This is a genomic window from Ferruginibacter sp. HRS2-29 (assembly GCF_024343615.1).
In the GTDB taxonomy this organism is placed as follows: domain Bacteria; phylum Bacteroidota; class Bacteroidia; order Chitinophagales; family Chitinophagaceae; genus Ferruginibacter.
Genome location: NZ_RJUB01000010.1, coordinates 1 through 22,413 on the forward strand (window position 1 = coordinate 1; position 22,413 = coordinate 22,413).

Consider the following 22,413-nt stretch of genomic DNA (forward strand, 5'->3'; position numbering starts at 1 on the left):
TTAATACTAACTCTTGTATGTTGACGACAATTTGCGAAATACAATAAATATAAAATATGAAAGCTATTATTTTTCTTTTGTTATTACTTGGTACATACATTCCTTTTCATGAGTTATCTATAAATAATATCGATAATGAAACTGTAAATTTTGAAGACTTTGCAGGAAAAAAAATTTTGATAGTAAATACAGCTTCAAATAGCGCTGATTCCTCACAGTTTAGACAATTAGAAGAGCTATATCAATTGTACAAAAATCAGCTGATTATTATCGCTGTTCCTTCAAATGATTTTGCTAATGAGCCGTTAGAGGAAAACGAAATAAAATCCTTATTGGAAGAGCGATATGATGTGCATTATCTAATCGCCAAAAAACAAATTGTAAGAGATACAATAGGTTGTTCTCCGTTATATCAATGGATAACCCATAAGAATAAAAATGGAATGACAGATAGTAATGTGCAGGGTGATTTCTCTAAATACCTGATAAATGGAAGTGGGCAGATAATCGGAATATTTTCAAATCAGGTAAAACCATTAGACGAGGTTTTACTAACAGCAATAAAAAATTAACAGCAAATATTAATAAATATATTCTATGCTTAAGAAATTAATTGTTTGTGGAATTCTATCAGTAGCTTCCTTTAGCATATATGCACAAAACCTTCCATCTGGAGTAACGGCACCAGCTTCCGCGACTGCAAAAAAATTACCACCGGCTTTTGCCGGTTCTCCTACGGATAATTATCTAAGGACTTTTGTGCCACAGGTACCTATACAAGATTCTTCTCTAATTAAAATAACTACGTCTGTAGATAGCGTTTTAACAACAATTAGTTTTGCAGATAGTTACGGAAGAAATATTCAAACTGTTGCTAAGCAAACATCTCCCAATAAAAAAGATAATGTAACCACAACTTTTTATGATGAGTTCGGTAAGACCTCAATAGAGTATCTTCCATTTGCTTCAACATCCAATGACGGTGTTTTTAAAACCAATCCTTTTCAACAAGATTCAACCTTTTACAAAGGTATTTTTAGTAATGAACAAATATTTTATAACCAAACCTTATATGATGGTTCACCTTTAGGCATTACAGTTAAAAACTTACCACAAGGAAACAGTTGGGGAGGTGCCGGTATTGGCATTACTTTTGGCCACAGAGCAAATACTATTGCAGATAGTGTAGTGCAATGGGTGATATCAATAAACACAGAAGATGATGTTCCAGTTAAGAGTGCTTTTTATTCTGCCGGAATATTACAAGTAGAAGAGATGACCGACGAACGAGGAATTAAAGCTGTCAAATATATTAATGAAAGAGGTCAAATCATATTATCCAAAACACAACTGGCCTCTAGTCCTGGAACAGCTCATGTTGGATGGCTTTGTACTTATTACGTTTATGATGAAATAGGGAAGCTACGAATGGTAATTCCTCCCAAAGCAACTGATGCGTTGAATAGCGTTTCAACAAACTGGAATTTTAGTACCACACCTTCAATCAATACAAGTCTTTGCTATAGCTATTTTTACGATGATAAGGGACGTTGTACTATGAAACGTATCCCAGGAAAAGGAAAATCTTATACAGCTTATGATTTATATGACAGAGAAGTGATGTCTCAAGACTCTCTTTTAAGATCCACAAATCAGTGGGCATTTGTAATTTATGATTTACAAGGACGACCTAGTTCGGCCGGAGTTATTACGTCAGTATTATCAAAAGATACAATCCTGTCACAAGCAGCGCGAAGCACTGCTTATCCAGTACTAACCGGAACATATACTATACGGAGCCAATCTTATTACGATGATTATAGCTGGATCTACCCATCCGGCACTTCACTAAACAATACCCTTGAAACGTCGAATATAACTGGCAGTAATTTCATTACGACCTACAATTCATCGCCTAAGTTTGCGCAACAAATTGTCACCGGTGGTCGTATTAGAGGAATGCTGACAGGAATGAAAAAAATAATAATTAATACCAGTAATTATTTATTTGATTTGTATTTATACGATGCGAATGGTCATATAATTCAAAAAAAGCAAACTAACTACAGCGGTGGAACGGATGTCAATACTACACAATACGATTTCGTAGGGAGAACGCTCGTAGAACATCAGGCGCATCAAAAAAGTGGAACGCTTGCACAAACACATACTATACTGACTAAGTATTCTTACGATCACATTGGAAGAACCAAAAGTGTTAGTAAAAACTTTGATGGATTGGGAGATAAAACTATCCTTCAGAAAAATTACGACGAACAAGGTCAGTTGCAGGCAAAAGTTATTGGAAACGGAATCGAAACACAAAATTTCACTTATAATATCCGGGGTTGGGTGACGAGTATTAACAAAGACCATGTGAATAATACTAGCCAATCCGCATTTTTTGGCGAAGTCGTTTCTTACGATTATGGGTTTAGCAATAGTCAATTAAACGGAAACAAAGCTGGCATTAAATGGCGGGCAACAGGGGACAGCAATGTACGTGCTTTTGGGTTTGCCTACGATAACCTTAATAGATTAACCGGCGCGAATTACAGTCAGCAAAACTCCGGCAGTTCTAGCTGGACAAATGACAAGGCTGATTTTTCTGTAAGTAATTTAAGCTATGATGCCAATGGTAATATCCTCACTATGAGTCAGCGTGGCTTACAAATAGGCACCTCCGCTTTGATCGATAGTTTAAAATACACCTATTTCACCAACAGTAATCAACTACAAAAAGTTAGTGATTATGCGACTGCTGGAGGAAATCTTGGCGACTTTAAAGATAGCAGCAACACAGGCGACGATTATACTTATGATGCCAATGGTAATATTAACCGTGATTACAACCGGAGGATGCATACTACGTCTAATAATCCCGGTGCAGTTTTTAATAATTTGGATAAGGCTGATAGCATCGTTATAGCTGGAAAGGCCACGACCTATTATTATTATGATGCAGGAGGAGCAATGTTAGGAAAGAAGGTTAATACATATACAGCTTCCGGTAAAGTAGTAAAAAACTACCAGTATCTTGGTGATTTTGTTTATTATAATGATACACTGCAATATGCGATGATTGAAGGTGGCCGTATTAGGTACGCGCAAAAAAGAAATAGTATAACAGGAGCACTGTATTACGCATATGAGTATGACTATTTTATAAGTGATCACATGGGAAATGTTCGCTCAATCGTTACAGAAGGTCGCGACACAAGTACTTATAAAGCCACTATGGAATTGGCAAACCAAACAATGGAGGACGCCTTATTTACTAATGAGTATACTCCAGTAAATACTGTAATAAATAAAGTAAGCGGCTTTGATACGGATACCAGTAATCATCGGATAGTAAAAATTAATTCCTCCGGAAATAAAACTGGTCCCGGTATTGTTTTGAAAGTTATGGTGGGAGATAAAGTTCAAATTAGCAGTTATGCGTTTTATAATACGCCTACCCAAAATCCATCAGGTGTGAATCTGTTATCTGATATTCTTACGTCTCTTACAGGAGGTGTGATCACTAATAGTGGTGGTAAATTATTGCCGGGTAATAGTGCAACCGTAAACTCTGCATTGAGCCCTAATGTAACTAATTTTTTGAATAGCAGATCTTATGATAACTCAAGACCTAAAGCATACTTAAATTGGATTCTATTTGATAACCAGTTCAATTTTGTTTCCAGTAATTCAGGGGTTATGCAGGTCTTATCTGGAAGTAGCAAGCAGGCGCTTGTTCCTGGATTGCAGACAATGAACAAGAGTGGGTATTTATATGTATATGTGAGTAATGAAAGCCCGCAAGACGTATATTTTGATGATATCACAATTAAGCATACAACAGGTGCATTAGTTCAGGAACAAGCATATTATCCTTTCGGATTAGATATGGCAGGCTTAAGTGATAAAGCTCTGATGAAAAAGCCTACGAATTATAAATATAATTCGGGCAGTGAGTTAGAAGATGAGGATGGGCTCAATTATTATAACACATTTTACCGGAAGTATGATCCACAAATCGGCAGGTTTACCGGTATTGATATGCTTGCAGAAAAAACAGCGTCTATCAATTGTTACCAATATGCGAATAATAATCCCCTGCTATTTAACGACCCTTCAGGTGCGGTTTCGGTAAGTTTCAACGACATCCTAAATGTTTTGTTGAATAGTAATTATGGAGGTAGTTGGAGAGGAGGTACACTCATGGTCTTTGGTTCTGAAGGGCAAGCATTTGGAGCAGGAGCAGCATATATGACGGCCAATGGATTATGGGGTAGTCAAGCTGGATGGGCAAATTCTTTTGAAGCGGCTTTGAAAAATTTTGGAGGTGTATATGAAGGTGATGTCAGGAAGGGCTTTCAAAATGGAATTGAATCAATAGTAAAGCAAAGCATTAAGAATGGAAATTATATTAGTGCTGTCATAGCCATTAGAAATTACTACACTGAAATTTTCAAAGTTAATCCCAATTTATACAGAATTGGTACAAACACACAAGGCACCTGGTCTTCAACAGAAAAAGATGAAGATGGTCAATTCTATAGCACATTTGAAAGACAGATGTTAGATGCTTTTGCAAATGGAACTAAATATTCTAATAAATTTGGTTCATTTAATCCGACATTCAATGATATAATAAGATTGGTATATCATGAGATTCAAATCCACAACTCTCAAAATTTGGGCTTGCCTGGTTTCTCCCCTCCCGGTGACAACGTAGCAGCAAGAGCTGCCCGGGAAATGGAAGCCTACTATAGAATGTTCACCGATAATTTTGAGCGTGTTGGCCAAGCTTCATTATCTTACATGACGTATCAATGGGGTATCTTTTTAAATTATGCCACTGTTTTAGGGCAAACAAAGCCATCTTATCAGCTAATGACACCAACTGATCAGACTAAATGGGCAAAACAATATATGCAAATGGTTTTTTTCGTAAACTTTTTTAAACACTAATCATGAAACTGTTATTCATTTTTTTTATTTCAATGAGTTTTTCTGCTGCTGCGCAGAATAGTTCCCTAAAATTAGAAGTAAGTAAAATCCATGATACAATTTCACAAGAGAAGGACTTATCTATATCTCTAAAATTGTTCAACAACGATAAATTGCCTATCATTATTCCCGAGAGATATTTGATTATGAGTGATGATGATTCCTCAGATGTTTCTTACGAAATTGTGTATGTAAACAACGGTAAAATTGAAGCTGTAACTCAACATAAGACTAAATGGAGCATCGATGGTTTTGTTGATTTCGGATACACATTATTACAACCAAATCATTCAAGCGAAATTTCTTTAAATTTAGATTATGTGTACTTCAAGCGAGTAGGGAATTATAAGGTTAGGGCAACTTTTCATGCTGCAAAATTTAATAGGTGCGGAGTAGGAAACGTAATTACCGAATGGGTACCTTTCTACGTGAAAAATGTAAATATTGTGAAGCAATAAAAATAAAAGTACTATGATAGCTAAAAGTTGACCAGCTCATATTGAGATGTTTATACCGAACTTAAAAGCAACATTTATTTATTCGCTATGAGAATAGAAATCAACACAACGCCGGATATTAGCCCTCTCGATTTATGGAATAAAATAAAAGCCAAAATTAGAGACAACATTGTACGCACTTGGGAAATTGTTCGTGATGGAGATGGTAAAGAAGCATTAACACACGTAACAAGTAGCCAGCAATGGTATCGCAAAGCTGCTCTCAAACCTACCATTAACACAAACCCGAGTCGTCTTTTTCTAAGGATAATTGCATTACCAGATGAAGTTATACCCGACCACTATACACAGGCTCTTTATATTGGTCGATTCACTGAAACGCTAATGGAACACTTTAGTACCGATTTTATTAAGCTGGAAACTTTTCCTTAGTATATTTTTATCGTTGCAGGGATTAAGAACTCTACAAAATCGCAAACTGTATAAACTATTCTGGATGTTTTACTAGGCTCTTTAAGAATCTGTTTCTCGTGAAGGAAATCAAATGTTCATATAAAGACGAAGTATATTCCGTGCGTGACGATGGTTCCATCCTTCGTCACCCGCTACTAAATAGGCGTCCACGTCCAACAGATAATAAATGGACATTGGGTAAGCTTAATATTAAAACGGGCTATTTAGAAATTGCTTCAGTCCGGGTTCACCGCATCGTTGCTACCGCATTTCATGGAGATCCACCATCAGGTGAACATGTTGTCGATCATATTGATACTAACAAGCAAAACAATAGACCTGAAAACCTTCGGTGGGTAACACGATTAGAAAATATCTTACTGAATCCAATTACCGCAAGGCGTATTGAGATCATTTGTGGTAGCGTGGAAGCATTTCTTGCGAACCCGGCACAATTCCGGGATAAGTTTCATGACCCAAACTTTGCCTGGATGTGTAATGTTAGTGCTATTGAAGCTCGGCTAAGTTATGAACGACTTTTAGCCTGGTGTAAAAGTGATAAATATCCAACAGGGGGAGCATTAGGGCTTTGGCTTTTCAACCGTCATTACTACCAGCCAGAAGTCTCAGAGTTGACACTATCAAAAACTTCAAATGCCGTGCAACGCAATTGGACAACACCTTCAGAATTTCCTTGCTGTCCTCAGAATTTTACAGGCGAGCCTCTGCAATCTTATTTTGACCAGTTACAAGAACAACTAGTCTTTTGCCAAAATGAAATATACCGGTCATTAGTTTTCAAAAAAGTGCTGGCAAATGGTAATAAATCACTACATGTTCTGACTGAAAATGGTGAAGGCGTAAACAGTATTAAGCGTTGGGCGGTCGCGACAATTACTTTTGAAGATAATAAGTTCGTCCACGAAAGCCTTGGAGCATTTTTTTCAGTGGAAGGTGCTGAAAAAGTATATTGTCTTGCCCAAGGGCTTGAATGGACAGGTGGCGATTCGATTGATGATTACTGTTGACTGTTTTTAACTGGTTAGGTTTTTCAACGCCGACTATGGCACATTCGCCAAACCTATTCTAACTTCATTTCGCTGGAAGATTGTATTAATACGGCAATGTCAGTCCTGGAGGGCTTAATAACAGTTTTAAAAGCATCTTGAATAAATGGAGCCACCCAATATTGTGATCCCTCTTCAGGTTGCATATCCGCTTCAAGATGATCCAAATAATCATCGGAAGACATATAATGCGGTCTTAGAATAAAAAGGTAAGCAAAGTGAAGAACAAATAGGTCTTTTAAATTCTCTGACAACTGATCTAAAAAAGGAATTCTGCTTGTGTAAATCTGATTGTCGTTGATCATGACATACTGAAACAGGTTGTAATGCATGTGATTATTACATATGGTTCTTATTTTCTTATAACGATCATCTTTTTTCAACAAAGTCTCTAATTCATTCAGCCGATCAAAACTTTCAAGATATTTTTTCATCTCCTTATAGGTTGGAAGACCTTCAGTTCCGGTAACCCATCTGTCGATTTTTTCAGCAACACGAATTTCAACATCCAATTCCTTATCCAGATAAGAAATCTCATATGCATTAATAATAATCGAATCATGCAACTTTCTAATCAATGCGTAACTATCATTAATGCGCCCCGCATGCAGAATCATTTCTATTGAATCTAAAGTTCCTTCAATTGAAGACATGATGTGAGTGTCGAGATTAATCAATCCAGGTGTTCCTGAATTTAAATAATTTGCAACGCCAAACGCCAAAGAATTGTAGTATTCAATATAATATTGAAGTTCTTTAAAAACTTTATGGCCGATATAATCAGTGCCTAGTTGAGTATGCTCTGGCAGAATCATATGTATATTTTTTGATTGTGATCGATGATTATAGTTCTTTTTGTTCATTAAAGGTGATGGTCTCTTTTATTCTCATGGTAAAGGATATGCTGTAAGCCTTATCGGGATGATTCTGCCAATTTTCCTTTTTTAGGTTGAGTTCAAGATAATCCAAGGGCATTTGAATATTCCGCTCCTGCTTTATAGCATTAAAAATCTTTTCCGGCATAGGTTTGCCTACAGCCTTTTCGAAAAGTAAATTAACGCATGATAGCAGTTTTTTATTTGCTGAACTTTTTTGTTTCGGGTTAGTAACATTTAACATTAGTTTTAGTTCAGTTGCCTTAATCATATCACCTTTAACGAAATAACTTATTGTATTTGACATCGGCTCTTTATCCACCGCAACGTGATAGGTTGAAGCAGACCATTCATCTTCAAAAATTCGCTCATAGTATTTTGTGACAAGTCCTTCAGAAAGTAAAAAATCTTTCGCTGAATAAGGAGACCAACCTTCTTCCTTTTTGATAATTTTAGGGTTTGCTTCGAGGGCTTTCATCATAGCAAATTCTTCAAAGGACTGTAAAATTTCTTCTTTAGTTGACCGCTGTTGACGTGAAAGAAACCCTGACCATCGTGTCAGATCTTGCGCATTAAGCTTGAATCTCTTTAGAGCCTGCACTTTAGCAAATTTCCTGACGTCATTATTTTGAATAATGAAATCCAGATGAATAAATTTAGACTCATAAGCCATTATAACGGAGAAAAAATAAAGGCAAGGAATAAAAAAAAGTGTAAATAATGCGGGGACAACGAAATCTTGCAAATTGGAAAACGTCGCGAAGGAGCTAAAGTGAAAAACAAGTTGAAAAATCGCGTAAAGAATCAAAGCCAACCCAATCAGAAACAAGACCGACTCTAAAAGTTTTTCCGCAAGTTTATATTTTTTATCGGTTTTTGCATAAGCAAAAACACCTGCTATTAAAAAAAGAAAAGGGACTAAAAACAACTCAATTGCGAAATGGAAAGAATACACATTGACAAAGAATTCGACAATCGCAGTTCTTCCGAATATTTCTTTTACTTCCTTTTTAAAATATCCCGGTTGGCTGTACACATTCTGAGATTTAAATAAGGAAGGGAATGCGGAAAAAATTATCCAAACAACAGAATTTTTAATCTGTGAAAAATCCCACAGTTTAAACTTATATAGTAATAAAATAACGATAGCAGAATATAGGAGGAGGCAGAGATGTACGACCAAAATCTTTTTTGAAAAGAGCAATTTTAAGAGGCCTAAAAAACTTTGCCGTGTGCCTTTTAGAGTAAAAATCCAACCTATGAAAATCATACCCCAAATTGCCGGGCTGAGTTCCCGATTGTTTAAAATTTCTATCAGCTTCATTGGTATATTGATAATTTTCTGAATTTAGATTTTAAGTTTTCCATTTTGAACTGTTGGTAATAATGAAAAGTCGAAATCCGAGAACAAAGAACTTATCCGCATTCGGCTGATCCAAAAGAATCGAGAGGTTGATTGAAACCAATATTATTTATCTATTACTGTGCAACGATGATTCATAAATCAATTCTTTGCTTCACCATACTTTTCAAAATACTTTCTTCAATTTTGATCATATCGTCTAGAAAAAAATCTAATCCTGCTTTCGTCACGATATATACTATAGCAGATTTAGGTTCTTCACGAAAATGATAATTGTAAACCAGTCTTGATAGTGTAGTGTTTCGTAATGTTGTACTATTATCGTCTTCAATTGTCAATTCAAACAGGTCATTAGTTATTAAAACAACTGGGATGTAAATAAAATTTCTGTAATAACTTTCCTCTTCAGACATTTCCCGGCTATTCCATTCAAAAAATTCTTCCTCGGCATACTGTGTTATTTTAGATAAGCCGCTATGCAATTCTTCAGGATGTATAGCCATCAACTCTTCATTTTGTTTCTTTTTTTGAAAACTACAATATTGTGTAAACAACTTTCGTTCTTCGCCTGATGGAAAAAGCTGCTCTTGAAAATCAGAAGCGCCTTCATAGTCGACACCTTTAGGCTTCGTCTGTACAATTTTGAACATTTCATCAAAGTCTGAATTTGGCGTATACTGATACTCTGTTAACAAGACCAAAGGAAGAACGTTATTTTTTATCTCAAAGACAAACTTGATTTTGGCTGAACACCGCTTATTCTTCTTTGTATATCTTCTGTAGTACTCAGCGAGTAGATCAATCTCTCTACTTTTATTGGTAATAGGATCTTTGATAGATTGGTTTGTTTCGACAAAAAAGCCCATCTGTTGTAAATTTTTTGCCGTTTCCGATTCGAACAAATATCCTGATCGAGAGAGTGCTTCTAAAATTTCATTTTTATCCATTCTTCATTGTATTGTGAATAAAAGTTGACCCAATATCTTTCATTACCTTCGGGGCTTAATAATATTTACTGCTAATTGTTCTCATCTGAAAAAAAGTCTCTAATCACAGGAATTTTTGACAATTCCTCATAACAATCGGTTGAATGGATAAATCCAATATTTCTATCATGTGATTTATCAATCAAATTAATAAGTAATTGAAGATTCGTTTTTTGGATGTCAGACAATTCTATTAAATCTTCAAAAATCTCTTCGTGAGACTTTGTGTTCGTGTAAGCTGAAAATTTACCCAAAAGTCCCATAAGAACATCAGAGCATTGGATTAATGGACACGTTTTGGAATCTTCAAAAGAATAATTCTTAACTTCCTCATTTTCGTCCAAAATTCTATATTCCCCCATCATTTTAATTATATCGTCTTCTTTATCAAAAACATGCTGAGAGTTTTTAAATGTATAAACTGGTCTCAGGTAAAAATGTGAAAAATCTCCAATCAAAATACGATCAGTTTCATCCATGATAAAAGGGAGTGACTCTTTCTTTTTTGCTTGCTTTAAAATTTGCCTTAATGATTCTAATCCAAAATGAAACTCCTGGGTATCAATATATCCTTCAAAAAGGGAGGTTAAATCCTCAATGAAACTTGTTACTTTTTCTTTTTTAATATTGGGATAATTGTACAGATTAAAAAGTTCAATGACTGAATCAATTTCAAGTCTGCATAATTTGTATAAATCATTTTTTAGATGATTACTAAAGACCGGCCCGGCAGCTTTTGCCTCTTCTGAAACCGCAATAGCAGAATCAACGATATCAACAATTGACCAATAAAGTAGGTTAAGGCTTGAATAGTGTAGGTACATTTTGCTTTTAAGAATAAAGTCTAAAAAAAGCTGCAATTTTTGAGACTTCAAGCAATCAAGGAACTCTCCCTTTGCTATATGTTTAAATTTAATCTCAACAGAATTCTTTTGTAATTTCAGTCCATCAATAAGTGGCTGCAAATCTGGTGCTTCATCTTCATATAAAAGTCCCCCTAATATAAAGTTTGCTGTGAATGCAGCATTGAAGCCATCCTCCCTGACATGAAACTTTTTTATATTGTTTGTTTCATCATAGTAGAAAGTTAGTGACGCGTCAAAGTCTGCTTCCGGAAACATCATTTTGTTAAACTTTCGTGTGTCGCCGATTGGTAAATCTATCATAAGGCTTTTTTTTCGACTAATAATAATTATCTGATACTTTATACATTCCGTTTTCGATTATGAATCTAAATTTAAAATTTGAGAATTATAATCATCCAAAACATTTGAGGGTAAACTTTTCAAATAAATTTCAGTGGTCTTTAAGCTTGAATGTCCTGGCATAGCACTAATTGCATTAATTGGTACATTGCCCATCATCGCATGGGTGGCGAAAGAGTGGCGACTAACATATCCGGTTAAGTTTTGATCGATATCACAAAGTTTAGCAATATCCTTTAAATTTTCATTTAGAAGCTTTTGAGCATTTAATACATCAAGTTGTTTTTCAGTGGCAGAGTGCCGCTTTATTAAGGGGAAAACATATTTTGATTCACTGTTTAAAGTAATATAGTAATTCAAAATTTCATTAAGGCCTTCTGTGATTTTGATATCATATACTTTGCCTGTTTTCTTTCTTTTATAGTTTATTCTACCATCAATAATATTTTCTTTTCGCAGATAAGCCATATCAGTAAAATTCATCCCATACATTAGATAACTAGCGATGAAGTAATTGCGGGAATGAAAGCAAGTATGAGTAGAAGGCAATTTTAATGAAATGATACGTTTGAATAAGTTATGATCTAAAGCGCGCTTTTTTGTTGCTTGCGTTTTGATCTGGTAGTCAGAAAACGGATAGTATAATTTTTCCACTTTTTTCGCTTTAATAGCCTGATTAAAAATTGATCGTATAGTACGCATATAAACTGCGAGCCCGTTAAGGCCATTTCCCGACGATAAATGATAATTCTCAAACGATTTTAAAAAATCGTAATTAATTTCTTCAAATTTCAAATCCTTAAAAGTTACATCTTTGAACTTTGAAGAGTATTTGACAATATTCGAATTTTTAAAACGACCACCCTGATTCTTTTCCAACGGGTTTCCTTTGTTATAAGTTTTTAACGCAAATAATACCCCTCGATAAGATCGGGCAGTTCCAATACGTTCGGCTTTGATTAAGTCCACTACTAATTCATCGCCAAAATCGTAAAATGATAGGCTCTTTGTTTCCGGATCAATTTCAGTTTTAATATCTTTTAGTGACAGCGGAATGGAAGATGGTTTTGCCTCAATTTTTAGAATCTTATCTAAGGCTTCAGCTTTTTTCTTCTGTATTTCATTATTTAATCGTGTAACATTCGCGGTACCTTTGTAGGATTTTTTTACAACCAATCCTTTTTCATCCCAATCCTCTTTTTTTAGAGAAATGCCAGTTTTCAGTGATGTGGTTTTTCGATTATGAGTCAAACGAAAGATAAGAGGATATGTGCCGTCAGATTTTTGACGACGTGTATCAAGTGAAATTTTGATACTGGTTCCATTCATACGTTGCCCTTTCATGTACTAAATAAACAAAAAATTTGCACGCAATTTGCACGCAAATCATGTTTTTTTATGATTTTACTTGATCAAATATTTTGAATTAAAGTTGGTTATTAAGTATAAAAAACCCAAATTGCACCAAATTAATACAAAATACCTACGACTCTTAATCAGTAGGTCCAGGGTTCGAGTCCCTGAGGGGTCACAATACATTGCCCGATGGTGTAACGGTAGCACAACAGATTCTGATTCTGTTTGTCTTGGTTCGAATCCAGGTCGGGTAACAAAAAAGGACAGATCGCCATGCGGTTTGTCCTTTTTATTTGAATTCTACTCAGCTTTTTGTTTTCATTAAATGATCAGTTTTCTTTTCCAGAAATCGCCATTGCGCACAGCGATTTTTTCCACAAGATCTTTTTCAATCCCTTCGTGTAAAATCTTTTCGGCTTCCTCCATGGGACGGTCAGTGATCACCGCAAATTCTTTGGTAGTAAACGAAGGATAGTTTGAACAGAAATCTTCCAGGCTGTTGCTGAAGATCTTTTTTTCGGCACCGGGACAAAGATCGAGTACAATATTCTCGAACCTGTCAAATGATCTCACTCCTTTCAGCATCCGCTGATCGCCGGCTTCGTTCGTAAAGAATAATGTCGGAAAGCTGCGTACACCCAACGAATGCGCATAATCCAGATCGGCTGCAAATAATTCATTGGCTTTGTCTTTAAGATCTTTTTCAAATAAATCCAGCTCCAGTCCGGCTTCCTTCGCCGCTTCGCGAAGATGTTCCGGACGGGTGATATTTTTTTTCTCCAGGAAGACCATTTCTTTTATCCTCCGGAAAAATTTATCCGCTTTGGCAATATCCTGCATTTTAGCAGCAATGAAAGCGATGGAAGGAGGATAGGATGAATACAATGGATCTTCCAGCCATACATTTCCATCAATCGGCATTTCGAAATATGCACTTACTTCGTCCCAGTGATGCGCCACATCAGAAGGTTTTGCTATCGCGCCACTATTGTATACATCCCATGAAGGCAGCAATCCGCCCATGCGGTATTCGATGTTGAAATGATCGCCATATTCCTGTTTTAGTTTTCGCAACTGAGGCTCGATCCCCCAGCACGAAGAGCAAATGGGATCGGTGAAATAAATGACCTGCAGGGGTTTTTGTTGAGTAACAACAGGTATTTCCACGGACTCATAACTGGAGGTTCCCGGTATTTCACATACACCGGTTTGGGGGTCGCACAACAAAGGATTGGTGTTTTTTATAGCCATTTTATCATCTATTTTTGCAATGCAAAGTTCAAGCCTCTTTAACAGTCAAACAATAAGTCAGAAAAAACTGACTATGCAATAACCATGAGTGCAGCACCAACACCACCCAATACGCAAGGTTGCCCGGCCGAAGAAACATTGAAACTGGTTTCGGGAAAATGGAAAGCAATGATCCTCAAACTTGCCGTGGATGCGCCTTTGAGGTTCAATACCTTACTAAAACAATTACCTGGCTCCAACAAAGAATCGCTTTCAAACGCACTCAAAGACCTGGAAGAAGCAGGAGTGCTCCTTAAAGAAACGATTCAACTCAAGCCTTTGCACATCGAATATAGGTTGTCGGAAAAAGGCCAATCCATCATCCCGGTATTAAGATCCATCGAAGCGCTGGCTGAGTCAAACAATTCTGCCGGATCGTAATCATCATCTCCGGTGATTTGCGTGCCATACATCTGTGGGCATTCACAAACATTATTTCGCAGAATTCTCCCATTATCTATACTTTTGCACCCGAACCAGGTTTTTTCGCCGTTGGCGAAAAATTAAAAGGGAAGCCGGTGTAAGTCCGGCACTATCCCCGTAGCTGTAAGCTCTGTTAAGATTGTTCACTCTACAGGCCACTGTACCGCCATATCGGCGGGATGGGAAGGCAGTGAACAAAGAGTAAGTCAGAAGACCTGCCAGGTATCATTATTCATCGCTACGCTTTCGGGTGAAAGGCAGGCGGGGTATAGTCTTGTTTTATATCCTGTTTGTATACCCGTAAGCGTGGTTGAAAAATAACCATGTTCAACAGGCAAACTACATATCGTTTCAAACTGCTTCTATGCTGCACCTGTATCGTATTGGTATTGCTGGTTGTATCGGCATCTGCACAAACCGGAAAGGACACTTTGCCTGCAGTGATTGTTTCTGCCATCAAATATGCTGATGTTACCAGTTCACCGGTGCCCGTGCAGCAATTGACCAAAAAGGAGATCGGCTCATTGAATAGTTTTTCGGTGGCCGATGCCGTGAAATATTTTTCGGGGGTGCAGGTAAAAGATTATGGTGGCGTAGGCGGATTGAAAACGATCTCCCTGCGTAGCCTGGGCGCCAATCATACCGGTGTGATGTATGATGGTGTGATGCTGACAGATGCACAGGGTGGACAAATAGATCTCGGTAAATTATCGCTGGATAATATTGACCAGGTCACCCTATACAATGGCCAGCCCAACGATCTGCTGGTCCCTGCCCGCTCATTTGCATATGCCGGAGTGCTTTCATTGCGCTCGCCGATACCGCAGTACGATTCGCTGAAACCATTACATGTAAAGGCTTCTGTGAAAGCCGGCTCCTTCGGGTTGGTGAATCCATCAGTGCTTTTGCGGTATAATTTCAACAGGCATTTTTACAACAGTTTTAATGCAGAGTGGATGAGAAGTGATGGGCAATATCCATACAATGCCTATGAAGCCGGAGGTGGAAGAGTAAAACGGCAAAATTCGGATGTAGATGCATTAAGGCTGGAATATGATGCAGCTTTTGCTTTCAACGATAATGACAACATCCGGCTGAAAGCTTATTATTATAATTCCGACAGGGGCTTGCCGGGGTCAGTGATCCTTTATAATACCTATAGCGGACAACGGCTGAAGGATGAAAACTTTTTTATACAATCATCCTGGCAAAAATATTTTTCCAGCCGCAGCAAATTATTGCTGAATGTAAAATATGCCTGCAACTATAGTTTCTATCTCGATCCCGACTATCCCAATACACAAGGCAAACTGGAAAATAAGTTTCATCAAAAGGAATATTATTTGTCGGCAGCTTATTCCTATGATGTATCGAAAGTATTGTCGCTGGCTTATTCCGGAGATGCTTCTTTTAATGAACTTACCAGGTCCGACGAATTTGTTTTGGATTTTCCTGATCCAAAAAGAACAATATTGTTGAATGATGTAGCGGTAAAATTATTGCTCGATAAACTTACCATAGGGGCAAATCTTCTGCATAGCTGGTACAAGGATAAAGTTAAATACGGAACTGATGGAAAAGATATAGATGCTTTTTCACCCGGGATAGCCGTCAATTATCAGCCCTCTGCCAATTCCCCGTTACGGCTGCGATTTTTCTATAAAAACATTTTCAGGGCGCCTACTTTTAATGACCTGTATTACACATTTATCGGCAATACTTCATTGCGGCCGGAATATGCAAAGCAGTACAATGCCGGCATCACATACAAAGTAAATGGAAGAGGCTTTTTGCAATCTTCCGTATTCACACTGGATGCTTATTACAATACGGTAAAGGATAAGATACTCGCTGTGCCACGGCAAAACCTTTTTCAATGGACGATGCTGAACCTCGGCAAGGTGCAGATAAAAGGATTGGATGCCGCCTTGCAATTTTACCCGGCATCATTCAACAACATCAATATTTCTGCCCGCCTGTCGTATACCTATCAACAGGCATTGGATGTATCGGATAAAAATTCAGCCTTGTATAAAAAGCAGCTACCCTACACCCCGGAGCATTCGGGAAGTATGCATATCAGTATTGCCCGCAAAAAACTCATGATGGCATATAATGTTTTGTTATCGGGTTACCGCTATCGCCTCGGGGATCAGCTGCCGGAAAACCTTGTAAAGGAATGGGCCACCCAGGATGTAATGATGGGGTACAATTTCACCGGTGGTAAAAATTTAAAATGCCGTTTGTTCGCGGAGGTGAATAATATTTTTAACAAACAATACGAAATCATAAAACTCTATCCTATGCCGGGGATCAATTACCGGGCAGGCCTGGTAGCGGAATTTTAACCTGTATAAATTTTTTAATCAATAAAAAAGCAACAATGAAAAGGAACTTAATTAAGTGGCTGTTACCGGCAATCGTGATCTTCAGCGCATGTAGTAAAGATGATGTAGCGCCTACACCTCCGGTGCTTTCACCGGCGACCGGGGTTTATGTATTAAGCGAGGGAAATATCGGGGCAGGAAATTCAAAACTGGGATTTTATACTTTTAACCCCGTGTTGTATACAGGCGATTATTTTGTTCAGCAGAATCCCGGGCAAACCGGTCTTGGAGACACAGGAAACGATGCGGTCTTTTATGGCAGCAAGATGTATATCGTGATGAATTTTTCGAGCGAAGTAGTAGTGTTGAATGCCTCTACAGGAGTTTTCTTAAAACGTATCACTTTTGGCACCGGGGCCGGAAAACAAAACCCGCGTTATGCTTTGGGCGCAAAAGGAAAAGTATATGTTACTTCAACTAACGACAACAAGGTAAGTATCATCGATACTACTTCTCTCACCATATCGGGTTCTATAAACGTTGGTGCAAATCCCGAAGGCATGGCCGTTGTGGGGAACAACCTGTATGTGGCAAACTCTGGCGGTTACAATCTTGTGCCGGATTCTACCGTGTCTGTGATTGACCTGAATACCAATGCAGAAATAAAAAAGATCACCATCGGAACCAGGAACCCACAAAGGATTGAAGCTAATTCTGCCGGAGATCTTTATGTAAGTGGTTATGGAAACTTCACCACCATTCCTGCCAGCGTTAGTGTTATCAATAGCTCTACCAATACGGTGGCATCAGAGATGGGGGCGGCATATTCGTATGCTTTCCTCAGAATATCGAATGACCTGGCTTATTTCTACAATAACTACGGTGGTGCCGGAACAGCAAAAGTCTACAACACTATTTCTAAAACCGTTGTAAGAAATGAGTTTGTTACCGATGGAACGGTAATTGACAACCCTTATGGATTGAACGTAGATGAGCAAAATGGCGATGTATATATAACTGATGCTAAGAACTTTTCATCCGCAGGTTCTGTTACATGTTTTGATAAAGACGGTAAAAAGAAATTCTCTTTTGCAACTACTGCCGGAGTTAGTCCGAATAAAGTGCTTTTTAAACGATAGTTTTGTACCGATAAGTGGCGCATCAGTTCTGGTGCGCTGCTTTTTTTAAATAATCAAGTGATGACAAAAATAAAACCTGTTTCTTTTTCGGCCCCTCTCGCCAGTTGGGATATCTTTCTCGCCAACTACCGGCAGCTTATGCAAAAAGGGGATGACCTGGAAATGCTTAAAGCAATTTCGGGAAAAGCAAACTGGCAGGTGAAATGGGATCTCAAAGAAGAACTGGTAGCACATGATCATGTGATAGTGGTAACCGATGTGAAAAGAAAGATCGTTTTTGCAAGCAACAATATTGCGGACATGACGGGGTATTCGCCCAAAGAGCTATTGGGAAAAAGCCCTAAAATGTTGCAGGGCAGCGATACCGATCAGGAAAAACTGAAGTACATCCGCGAAAGCATTGCCGCGAAACAACCCTTTGAAGCTACCATTGTTAATTACAGGAAGGATGGAGAAGCGTACGGATGCCATATCAAGGCATTTCCTGTTTTTGATGCGGAAAACAAACTGGTCAATTTCATCGCTTTTGAAAAAGCAGCTTAATTTTATTGCATGAATCTCGAAGAACAGATCAGGTTATCGGAAACACATATTTTCAAAGCCGTGTTTCCCAATACCACTAATCATTACGATACATTATTTGGCGGAACCGCTATGCACCTGATGGACGAAGTGGCTTTCATCACAGCCACAAGGTTTACCCGTAAGCGTGTGGTGACGGTTTCTTCAGACAGGATCGATTTTAAGCAACCGATCCCTGCCGGAACGATCGTCGAACTGATCGGGAAAGTGTCTAAGATCGGCAACACCAGCCTTGATGTGAAAGTTGAAATTTATATTGAAGAAATGTACAGCAACGAAAGGAAGAAAGCCATCACCGGTAGTTTTACATTTGTTGCCATCGACGAACACAAAAAACCAACGAGGATATTGAATATCTGATGGAAACAAACCGTAAACATGAGCACAAATCCTGTCCCAGGTGTGGGAACGCCTTCACCTGCAAAGTAGGGGATGTGGCCAACTGCCAGTGCAATACGGTGAGGCTGAATAAAGAAGCATGCGATTTCATCAGCAAAAAATATGAAGACTGCCTGTGCAGCAATTGCATGGCCGAACTCAATAACCGCCCCGTTCTCTTTAAGGAAAAATTTGGAGGAAGCCCTCATTAAATACTACACATCAGCTCTTTTCGTTTTAACTTGTGGTAAATACCTGATAAGGATCATGAGGAAAACCACACTGTTATTTTTTTATTGTATGATCAGTTTGCTGTGCAAAGCACAAATGGTACATACAGGAAAAGTGACAGATGAAAATGGCAAACCATTGCGGGGCGTAACGGTTACAGCCGGTAAAAATATCTTCTCTACAATAACCGATTCTGCAGGTAGTTATTTTATTTCCCGGGAAATTGGCAATGCCGATCTTTCATTCAGCCATGTAGGCTTTCTTTCTTCTACAACAAGTGCCGGCCAGGCATTTGGTAATATTATAAAATTATACCGCAATAACGAATTCCTGGACGAAACGATCGTTACAGCTTTTGAAAACAACACAACTTTAAATCGTGTACCTGCTGCCGTTAGTGTGCTCGGCAAGACGTTGCTCAATCGATATGGCGGGCAAAGTTTTGTAGCGGCGATCAATACAGTTCCCGGGGTAAAAATGGATGAGCGCAGCCCTGGCAGTTACCGGCTGAGCATACGCGGAAACCTCCTGCGTTCCACATTTGGGGTGCGAAATGTAAAAGTGTACTGGAATGGAATTCCATTTACCGATGCAAGCGGCAACACATACTTCAACCAGCTTTCGCAGGAGAATATCGGCAGGATCGAGATCATCAAAGGCCCTTCGGGAAGTATGTACGGATCGGGAACGGGAGGTGTAGTGTTACTGGGTACTTCGCTTCCGGTAACCCGCGAAAAAACGATCTCGGTGAATGCTGCTGCAGGTAGCTACGGAATGTTCTCTACCGGTGCCGCCTACACGCAATCGGGTACAAATGCAACTTCGCTTTCTTTTCAACACCAGCAAAGCGATGGCTACCGCGTACAGACAAATATGCGCCGTGATGTGGCCAATTACACCGGTAGTTATCGCATCAATTCGCGGCAGCGTATCCACGCGAATGTTTTTTACAGTGATCTTTTTTACCAGACACCAGGAGGCCTGACTATTGCTGAATTAAGCGCAAACCCCAGGCAGGCAAGGCCTGCAGCCGGCGCCTTCCCTGGTGCAGTAACACAGAAAGCGGCGATTTATCTGAAAACGATCTATGCGGGTATTTCGCACGAGTATGAATATGGCAGGTGGAGCCACACCTCCGCACTTTACGGCTCCTATACGGATTTTAAAAATCCAACTATCCGAAATTATGAAGACAAATACGAACGTGGTATCGGCGGGCGCACTGTTTCTAAATATAAAGGGAAAACCCTGGCCCATACATTTGGCGGCGAATACCAATCGGGTTTTGTCAATACCAGTGTGCACGGCAACCGATCCGGAATAAAAGATACTTTGCAGTATCATGATAAAATACAATCAAGACAGTTCAATATCTTTCTGCAATCGGAATATTCACCGGTAAGAAACTTTAGTGTAACCGCCGGCGTTAGTTACAATAATTTTCATTACGGTTTCCGGCGTTTGAGCGAAGCACAAAAAAGAAGCAGTGATTTCACCCCGCAATTTGTACCACGGATAGCAGCGTCGCTGAAGCTTGGCCAATCCTATCTGTATGCCAATGTGAGCAAAGGATATTCGCCGCCTTCCATCGATGAAGTGCATGCCAGCGACGGAATATTCAATACAGGCCTCAAAGCAGAAAGCGCATTCCATTATGAAACAGGTATACGCACCATTATTTTACCCAACAAGCTTTGGCTGGATGGCAGCATCTATCTTTTTCAATTGCGTAATACCATTGTGAGCCGCAGGGATTCCGGCGGAGCGGATTATTATGTGAATGCCGGTAAAACCAGGCAGGCCGGCGTTGAAGTTGGGTTGATTTACCTGCCCGTAAACAACCAGGTTGATTTTGTAAGGCAATTGAAACTGCGGGTGAATTACACTTATATCCATGCCCGCTTCGGCCAATACCAGCAGGGGGTAAATACATACGACGGCAACCGGCTCACCGGTACGCCACCGGATGTATTGATTGGTGCGGCGGATATCAGTACTGCTCCGGGTATTTATCTGAACCTTACTTATAATTATACGGCCAGGCTCCCGGTGAATGATGCCAATACTTTTTTCGCCACTTCTTACAACCTTTTCATCGCGAAAGCCGGGTACAAAATAAACTTTCGGCAAAAAGCATCCGCTGATATTTATGCAGCTTACGAGCATTCTTTCAATACGCCTTACAGCCTGGGCAACGACCTGAATGCCGCCGGTAACAGGTTCTTCAACCCATCGGCGCCTTCCACATTCACAGTTGGTGCAAGGTTTGGTTTTACGGTAAAATAATCTGTTCCCATGTCGATACATCGGCGCAGGGTTGTTATCTTTGCAAAAATTCAAAGGGATGTTTGACTTCCACCGGTTGGCAATCAAAGAGATCATCACGGTATCGTTTACGCTTTTCGCCATCATAGATATGTTGGGATCGGCACCGGTATTGATTTCGCTGAAAGCAAAAATGGGGGGGCATATCAAAAGCGGGCAGGCCACGCTGGCATCCGGAGCGTTGATGATCGCTTTTTTATTTTTCGGGGAACAATTTCTCGGGTTGCTCGGGCTGGATGTAAAATCCTTCGCGGTAGCAGGCAGTATCGTGATCTTCATCCTCGGACTTGAAATGGTATTGGGGATCGAATTTTTCCAGGCCGACAAAAGTGGAAAAGTAGGGGGAAGCGTGGTGCCGATAGCGTTTCCATTGATAGCGGGATCGGGTACGCTCACCACCATCATGTCGCTGAAAGCGAATTTTTATGACGGCAATATCCTGATCGGGATACTGGTGAACCTGATCATCATTTTCCTGGTGCTCCGTTCATTGAAGTGGATAGAAAAAGCGCTCGGCCCGAACGGATTAATGGTGGTAAGAAAATTCTTTGGCGTAATATTGCTGGCCATTGCGGTAAAAATATTCGGCACGAATATTCAGAATTTTGGAAAATAAAAAAGGTCAAAAGGTTTAAGAAGTTCAAAGGTTCAAAATGTCCTGACATCATACGTCTTACATTTTACATCATACATAGATTGGCCTCGTAGTACAATGGATAGTATAAGAGTTTCCGAAGCTCCAGATCCAAGTTCGATTCTTGGCGAGGCCACTTTTCCGCTAATTTAACGTGTATCAACATTATTGAAAGCCTTACGAAGTAATTAACTGGTAAGGCTTTCAGCGTTTTTGTACTCTTTTTAATTCCCGTCAACCCCCGTTAATTCATTTACGGTTTTTAAAGAATTGTAAAACGAGATAATAGAAGATATCGAAACAGAAATTGAAAGGATACTGAA

General features: G+C 38.9%; 19 protein-coding genes, 2 tRNA genes and 1 riboswitch. Of the genes, 15 read left to right on the forward strand and 6 right to left on the reverse strand.

Translation table 11 applies throughout. The features are described from left to right. The first annotated feature begins 56 nt into the window (after positions 1–56). The 5 genes from EGI32_RS05165 to EGI32_RS05185 all read left to right on the forward strand — a co-directional run bounded on the left by EGI32_RS05165 (position 57) and on the right by EGI32_RS05185 (position 6,937). Complete coding sequence (locus EGI32_RS05165) at positions 57–572, forward strand: hypothetical protein (protein WP_255153951.1); 516 nt, start codon at positions 57–59, stop codon at positions 570–572. Between the two features lie 25 nt (positions 573–597). Continuing rightward, complete coding sequence (locus EGI32_RS05170) at positions 598–4,959, forward strand: DUF6443 domain-containing protein (protein ID WP_255154310.1); 4,362 nt, start codon at positions 598–600, stop codon at positions 4,957–4,959. Positions 4,960–4,961: 2 nt separating this feature from the next. Next, positions 4,962–5,456, forward strand: a complete 495-nt coding sequence (locus EGI32_RS05175; protein WP_255154311.1) for a hypothetical protein — start codon at positions 4,962–4,964, stop codon at positions 5,454–5,456. 87 nt (positions 5,457–5,543) lie between these two features. Further along, positions 5,544–5,888: a hypothetical protein gene (locus EGI32_RS05180; protein WP_255154312.1), complete on the forward strand. Its 345-nt coding sequence runs from the start codon at positions 5,544–5,546 to the stop codon at positions 5,886–5,888. Between the two features lie 98 nt (positions 5,889–5,986). Next, positions 5,987–6,937, forward strand: a complete 951-nt coding sequence (locus EGI32_RS05185; RefSeq protein WP_255154313.1) for an HNH endonuclease signature motif containing protein — start codon at positions 5,987–5,989, stop codon at positions 6,935–6,937. Between the two features lie 53 nt (positions 6,938–6,990). Here EGI32_RS05185 and EGI32_RS05190 read toward each other — a convergent pair whose 3' ends face one another. From EGI32_RS05190 to EGI32_RS05210, 5 genes are all read right to left on the reverse strand, one after another. Beyond that, positions 6,991–7,791: a hypothetical protein gene (locus tag EGI32_RS05190; protein ID WP_255154314.1), complete on the reverse strand. Its 801-nt coding sequence runs from the start codon at positions 7,789–7,791 to the stop codon at positions 6,991–6,993. A gap of 28 nt (positions 7,792–7,819) precedes the next feature. After that, on the reverse strand, positions 7,820–9,175 hold the full coding sequence (locus tag EGI32_RS05195; RefSeq protein WP_255154315.1) for a hypothetical protein: 1,356 nt from the start codon (positions 9,173–9,175) through the stop codon (positions 7,820–7,822). 173 nt (positions 9,176–9,348) lie between these two features. Continuing rightward, positions 9,349–10,161 carry a hypothetical protein gene (locus EGI32_RS05200; protein WP_255154316.1) on the reverse strand — a complete coding sequence of 271 codons (813 nt, stop codon included), beginning with the start codon at positions 10,159–10,161 and terminating at the stop codon, positions 9,349–9,351. A gap of 71 nt (positions 10,162–10,232) precedes the next feature. Beyond that, positions 10,233–11,366 carry a DUF3800 domain-containing protein gene (locus tag EGI32_RS05205; RefSeq protein ID WP_255154317.1) on the reverse strand — a complete coding sequence of 378 codons (1,134 nt, stop codon included), beginning with the start codon at positions 11,364–11,366 and terminating at the stop codon, positions 10,233–10,235. A 57-nt stretch (positions 11,367–11,423) separates the two neighbouring features. Further along, positions 11,424–12,749, reverse strand: coding sequence for a site-specific integrase (locus EGI32_RS05210; RefSeq protein ID WP_255154318.1), 1,326 nt, complete (start codon positions 12,747–12,749; stop codon positions 11,424–11,426). Positions 12,750–12,944: 195 nt separating this feature from the next. On the opposite strand from EGI32_RS05210, the gene EGI32_RS05215 reads away from it, so the two are divergent. Continuing rightward, a tRNA-Gln gene (locus tag EGI32_RS05215) sits at positions 12,945–13,015 on the forward strand. A gap of 67 nt (positions 13,016–13,082) precedes the next feature. On the opposite strand, the gene EGI32_RS05220 is transcribed toward EGI32_RS05215, so the two are convergent. Then, complete coding sequence (locus EGI32_RS05220) at positions 13,083–14,012, reverse strand: DsbA family protein (RefSeq protein WP_255154319.1); 930 nt, start codon at positions 14,010–14,012, stop codon at positions 13,083–13,085. Between the two features lie 84 nt (positions 14,013–14,096). Between EGI32_RS05220 and EGI32_RS05225 the strand changes: the two genes are divergently transcribed. The 9 genes from EGI32_RS05225 to EGI32_RS05265 all read left to right on the forward strand — a co-directional run bounded on the left by EGI32_RS05225 (position 14,097) and on the right by EGI32_RS05265 (position 22,226). Continuing rightward, a complete protein-coding gene (locus EGI32_RS05225; protein ID WP_255154320.1) occupies positions 14,097–14,432 on the forward strand; it encodes a helix-turn-helix domain-containing protein in 336 nt (111 codons plus the stop codon). Positions 14,433–14,512: 80 nt separating this feature from the next. Continuing rightward, positions 14,513–14,712: riboswitch (cobalamin riboswitch) on the forward strand. A gap of 85 nt (positions 14,713–14,797) precedes the next feature. Then, the gene (locus tag EGI32_RS05230) at positions 14,798–16,822 is read left to right on the forward strand and encodes a TonB-dependent receptor (RefSeq protein ID WP_255154321.1); all 2,025 of its coding nucleotides are present in this window, start codon (positions 14,798–14,800) and stop codon (positions 16,820–16,822) included. Positions 16,823–16,857: 35 nt separating this feature from the next. Continuing rightward, positions 16,858–17,940 (forward strand): YncE family protein, encoded by a 1,083-nt coding sequence (locus tag EGI32_RS05235; protein ID WP_255154322.1) that lies wholly within the window; start codon positions 16,858–16,860, stop codon positions 17,938–17,940. A gap of 60 nt (positions 17,941–18,000) precedes the next feature. Continuing rightward, on the forward strand, positions 18,001–18,483 hold the full coding sequence (locus EGI32_RS05240; protein WP_255154323.1) for a PAS domain-containing protein: 483 nt from the start codon (positions 18,001–18,003) through the stop codon (positions 18,481–18,483). Positions 18,484–18,492: 9 nt separating this feature from the next. Then, on the forward strand, positions 18,493–18,882 hold the full coding sequence (locus EGI32_RS05245; RefSeq protein WP_255154324.1) for an acyl-CoA thioesterase: 390 nt from the start codon (positions 18,493–18,495) through the stop codon (positions 18,880–18,882). Further along, positions 18,882–19,112 (forward strand): cysteine-rich CWC family protein, encoded by a 231-nt coding sequence (locus EGI32_RS05250; protein WP_255154325.1) that lies wholly within the window; start codon positions 18,882–18,884, stop codon positions 19,110–19,112. The genes EGI32_RS05245 and EGI32_RS05250 overlap by 1 nt, the downstream gene beginning before the upstream one ends. Positions 19,113–19,167: 55 nt before the next feature. After that, complete coding sequence (locus EGI32_RS05255) at positions 19,168–21,417, forward strand: TonB-dependent receptor (RefSeq protein ID WP_255154326.1); 2,250 nt, start codon at positions 19,168–19,170, stop codon at positions 21,415–21,417. A gap of 58 nt (positions 21,418–21,475) precedes the next feature. Then, positions 21,476–22,072, forward strand: a complete 597-nt coding sequence (locus EGI32_RS05260; protein WP_255154327.1) for a MarC family protein — start codon at positions 21,476–21,478, stop codon at positions 22,070–22,072. 82 nt (positions 22,073–22,154) lie between these two features. Continuing rightward, positions 22,155–22,226, forward strand: a tRNA-Arg gene (locus EGI32_RS05265). The last annotated feature ends 187 nt before the right edge of the window (positions 22,227–22,413 follow it).

Excerpts from the sequence above, each read along its gene's own strand:
- EGI32_RS05210 (WP_255154318.1), bottom strand. The coding sequence starts at position 12,749 with ATGAAAGGGCAACGTATGAATGGAACCAGTATCAAAATTTCACTTGAT.
- EGI32_RS05190 (WP_255154314.1), bottom strand. The coding sequence starts at position 7,791 with ATGATTCTGCCAGAGCATACTCAACTAGGCACTGATTATATCGGCCAT.
- EGI32_RS05225 (WP_255154320.1), top strand. The coding sequence starts at position 14,097 with ATGAGTGCAGCACCAACACCACCCAATACGCAAGGTTGCCCGGCCGAA.
- EGI32_RS05175 (WP_255154311.1), top strand. The coding sequence starts at position 4,962 with ATGAAACTGTTATTCATTTTTTTTATTTCAATGAGTTTTTCTGCTGCT.
- EGI32_RS05260 (WP_255154327.1), top strand. The coding sequence starts at position 21,476 with ATGTTTGACTTCCACCGGTTGGCAATCAAAGAGATCATCACGGTATCG.
- EGI32_RS05195 (WP_255154315.1), bottom strand. The coding sequence starts at position 9,175 with ATGAAGCTGATAGAAATTTTAAACAATCGGGAACTCAGCCCGGCAATT.
- EGI32_RS05205 (WP_255154317.1), bottom strand. The coding sequence starts at position 11,366 with ATGATAGATTTACCAATCGGCGACACACGAAAGTTTAACAAAATGATG.
- EGI32_RS05165 (WP_255153951.1), top strand. The coding sequence starts at position 57 with ATGAAAGCTATTATTTTTCTTTTGTTATTACTTGGTACATACATTCCT.
- EGI32_RS05200 (WP_255154316.1), bottom strand. The coding sequence starts at position 10,161 with ATGGATAAAAATGAAATTTTAGAAGCACTCTCTCGATCAGGATATTTG.
- EGI32_RS05255 (WP_255154326.1), top strand. The coding sequence starts at position 19,168 with ATGAGGAAAACCACACTGTTATTTTTTTATTGTATGATCAGTTTGCTG.
- EGI32_RS05220 (WP_255154319.1), bottom strand. The coding sequence starts at position 14,012 with ATGGCTATAAAAAACACCAATCCTTTGTTGTGCGACCCCCAAACCGGT.
- EGI32_RS05240 (WP_255154323.1), top strand. The coding sequence starts at position 18,001 with ATGACAAAAATAAAACCTGTTTCTTTTTCGGCCCCTCTCGCCAGTTGG.
- EGI32_RS05235 (WP_255154322.1), top strand. The coding sequence starts at position 16,858 with ATGAAAAGGAACTTAATTAAGTGGCTGTTACCGGCAATCGTGATCTTC.
- EGI32_RS05230 (WP_255154321.1), top strand. The coding sequence starts at position 14,798 with ATGTTCAACAGGCAAACTACATATCGTTTCAAACTGCTTCTATGCTGC.
- EGI32_RS05170 (WP_255154310.1), top strand. The coding sequence starts at position 598 with ATGCTTAAGAAATTAATTGTTTGTGGAATTCTATCAGTAGCTTCCTTT.
- EGI32_RS05250 (WP_255154325.1), top strand. The coding sequence starts at position 18,882 with ATGGAAACAAACCGTAAACATGAGCACAAATCCTGTCCCAGGTGTGGG.
- EGI32_RS05245 (WP_255154324.1), top strand. The coding sequence starts at position 18,493 with ATGAATCTCGAAGAACAGATCAGGTTATCGGAAACACATATTTTCAAA.
- EGI32_RS05180 (WP_255154312.1), top strand. The coding sequence starts at position 5,544 with ATGAGAATAGAAATCAACACAACGCCGGATATTAGCCCTCTCGATTTA.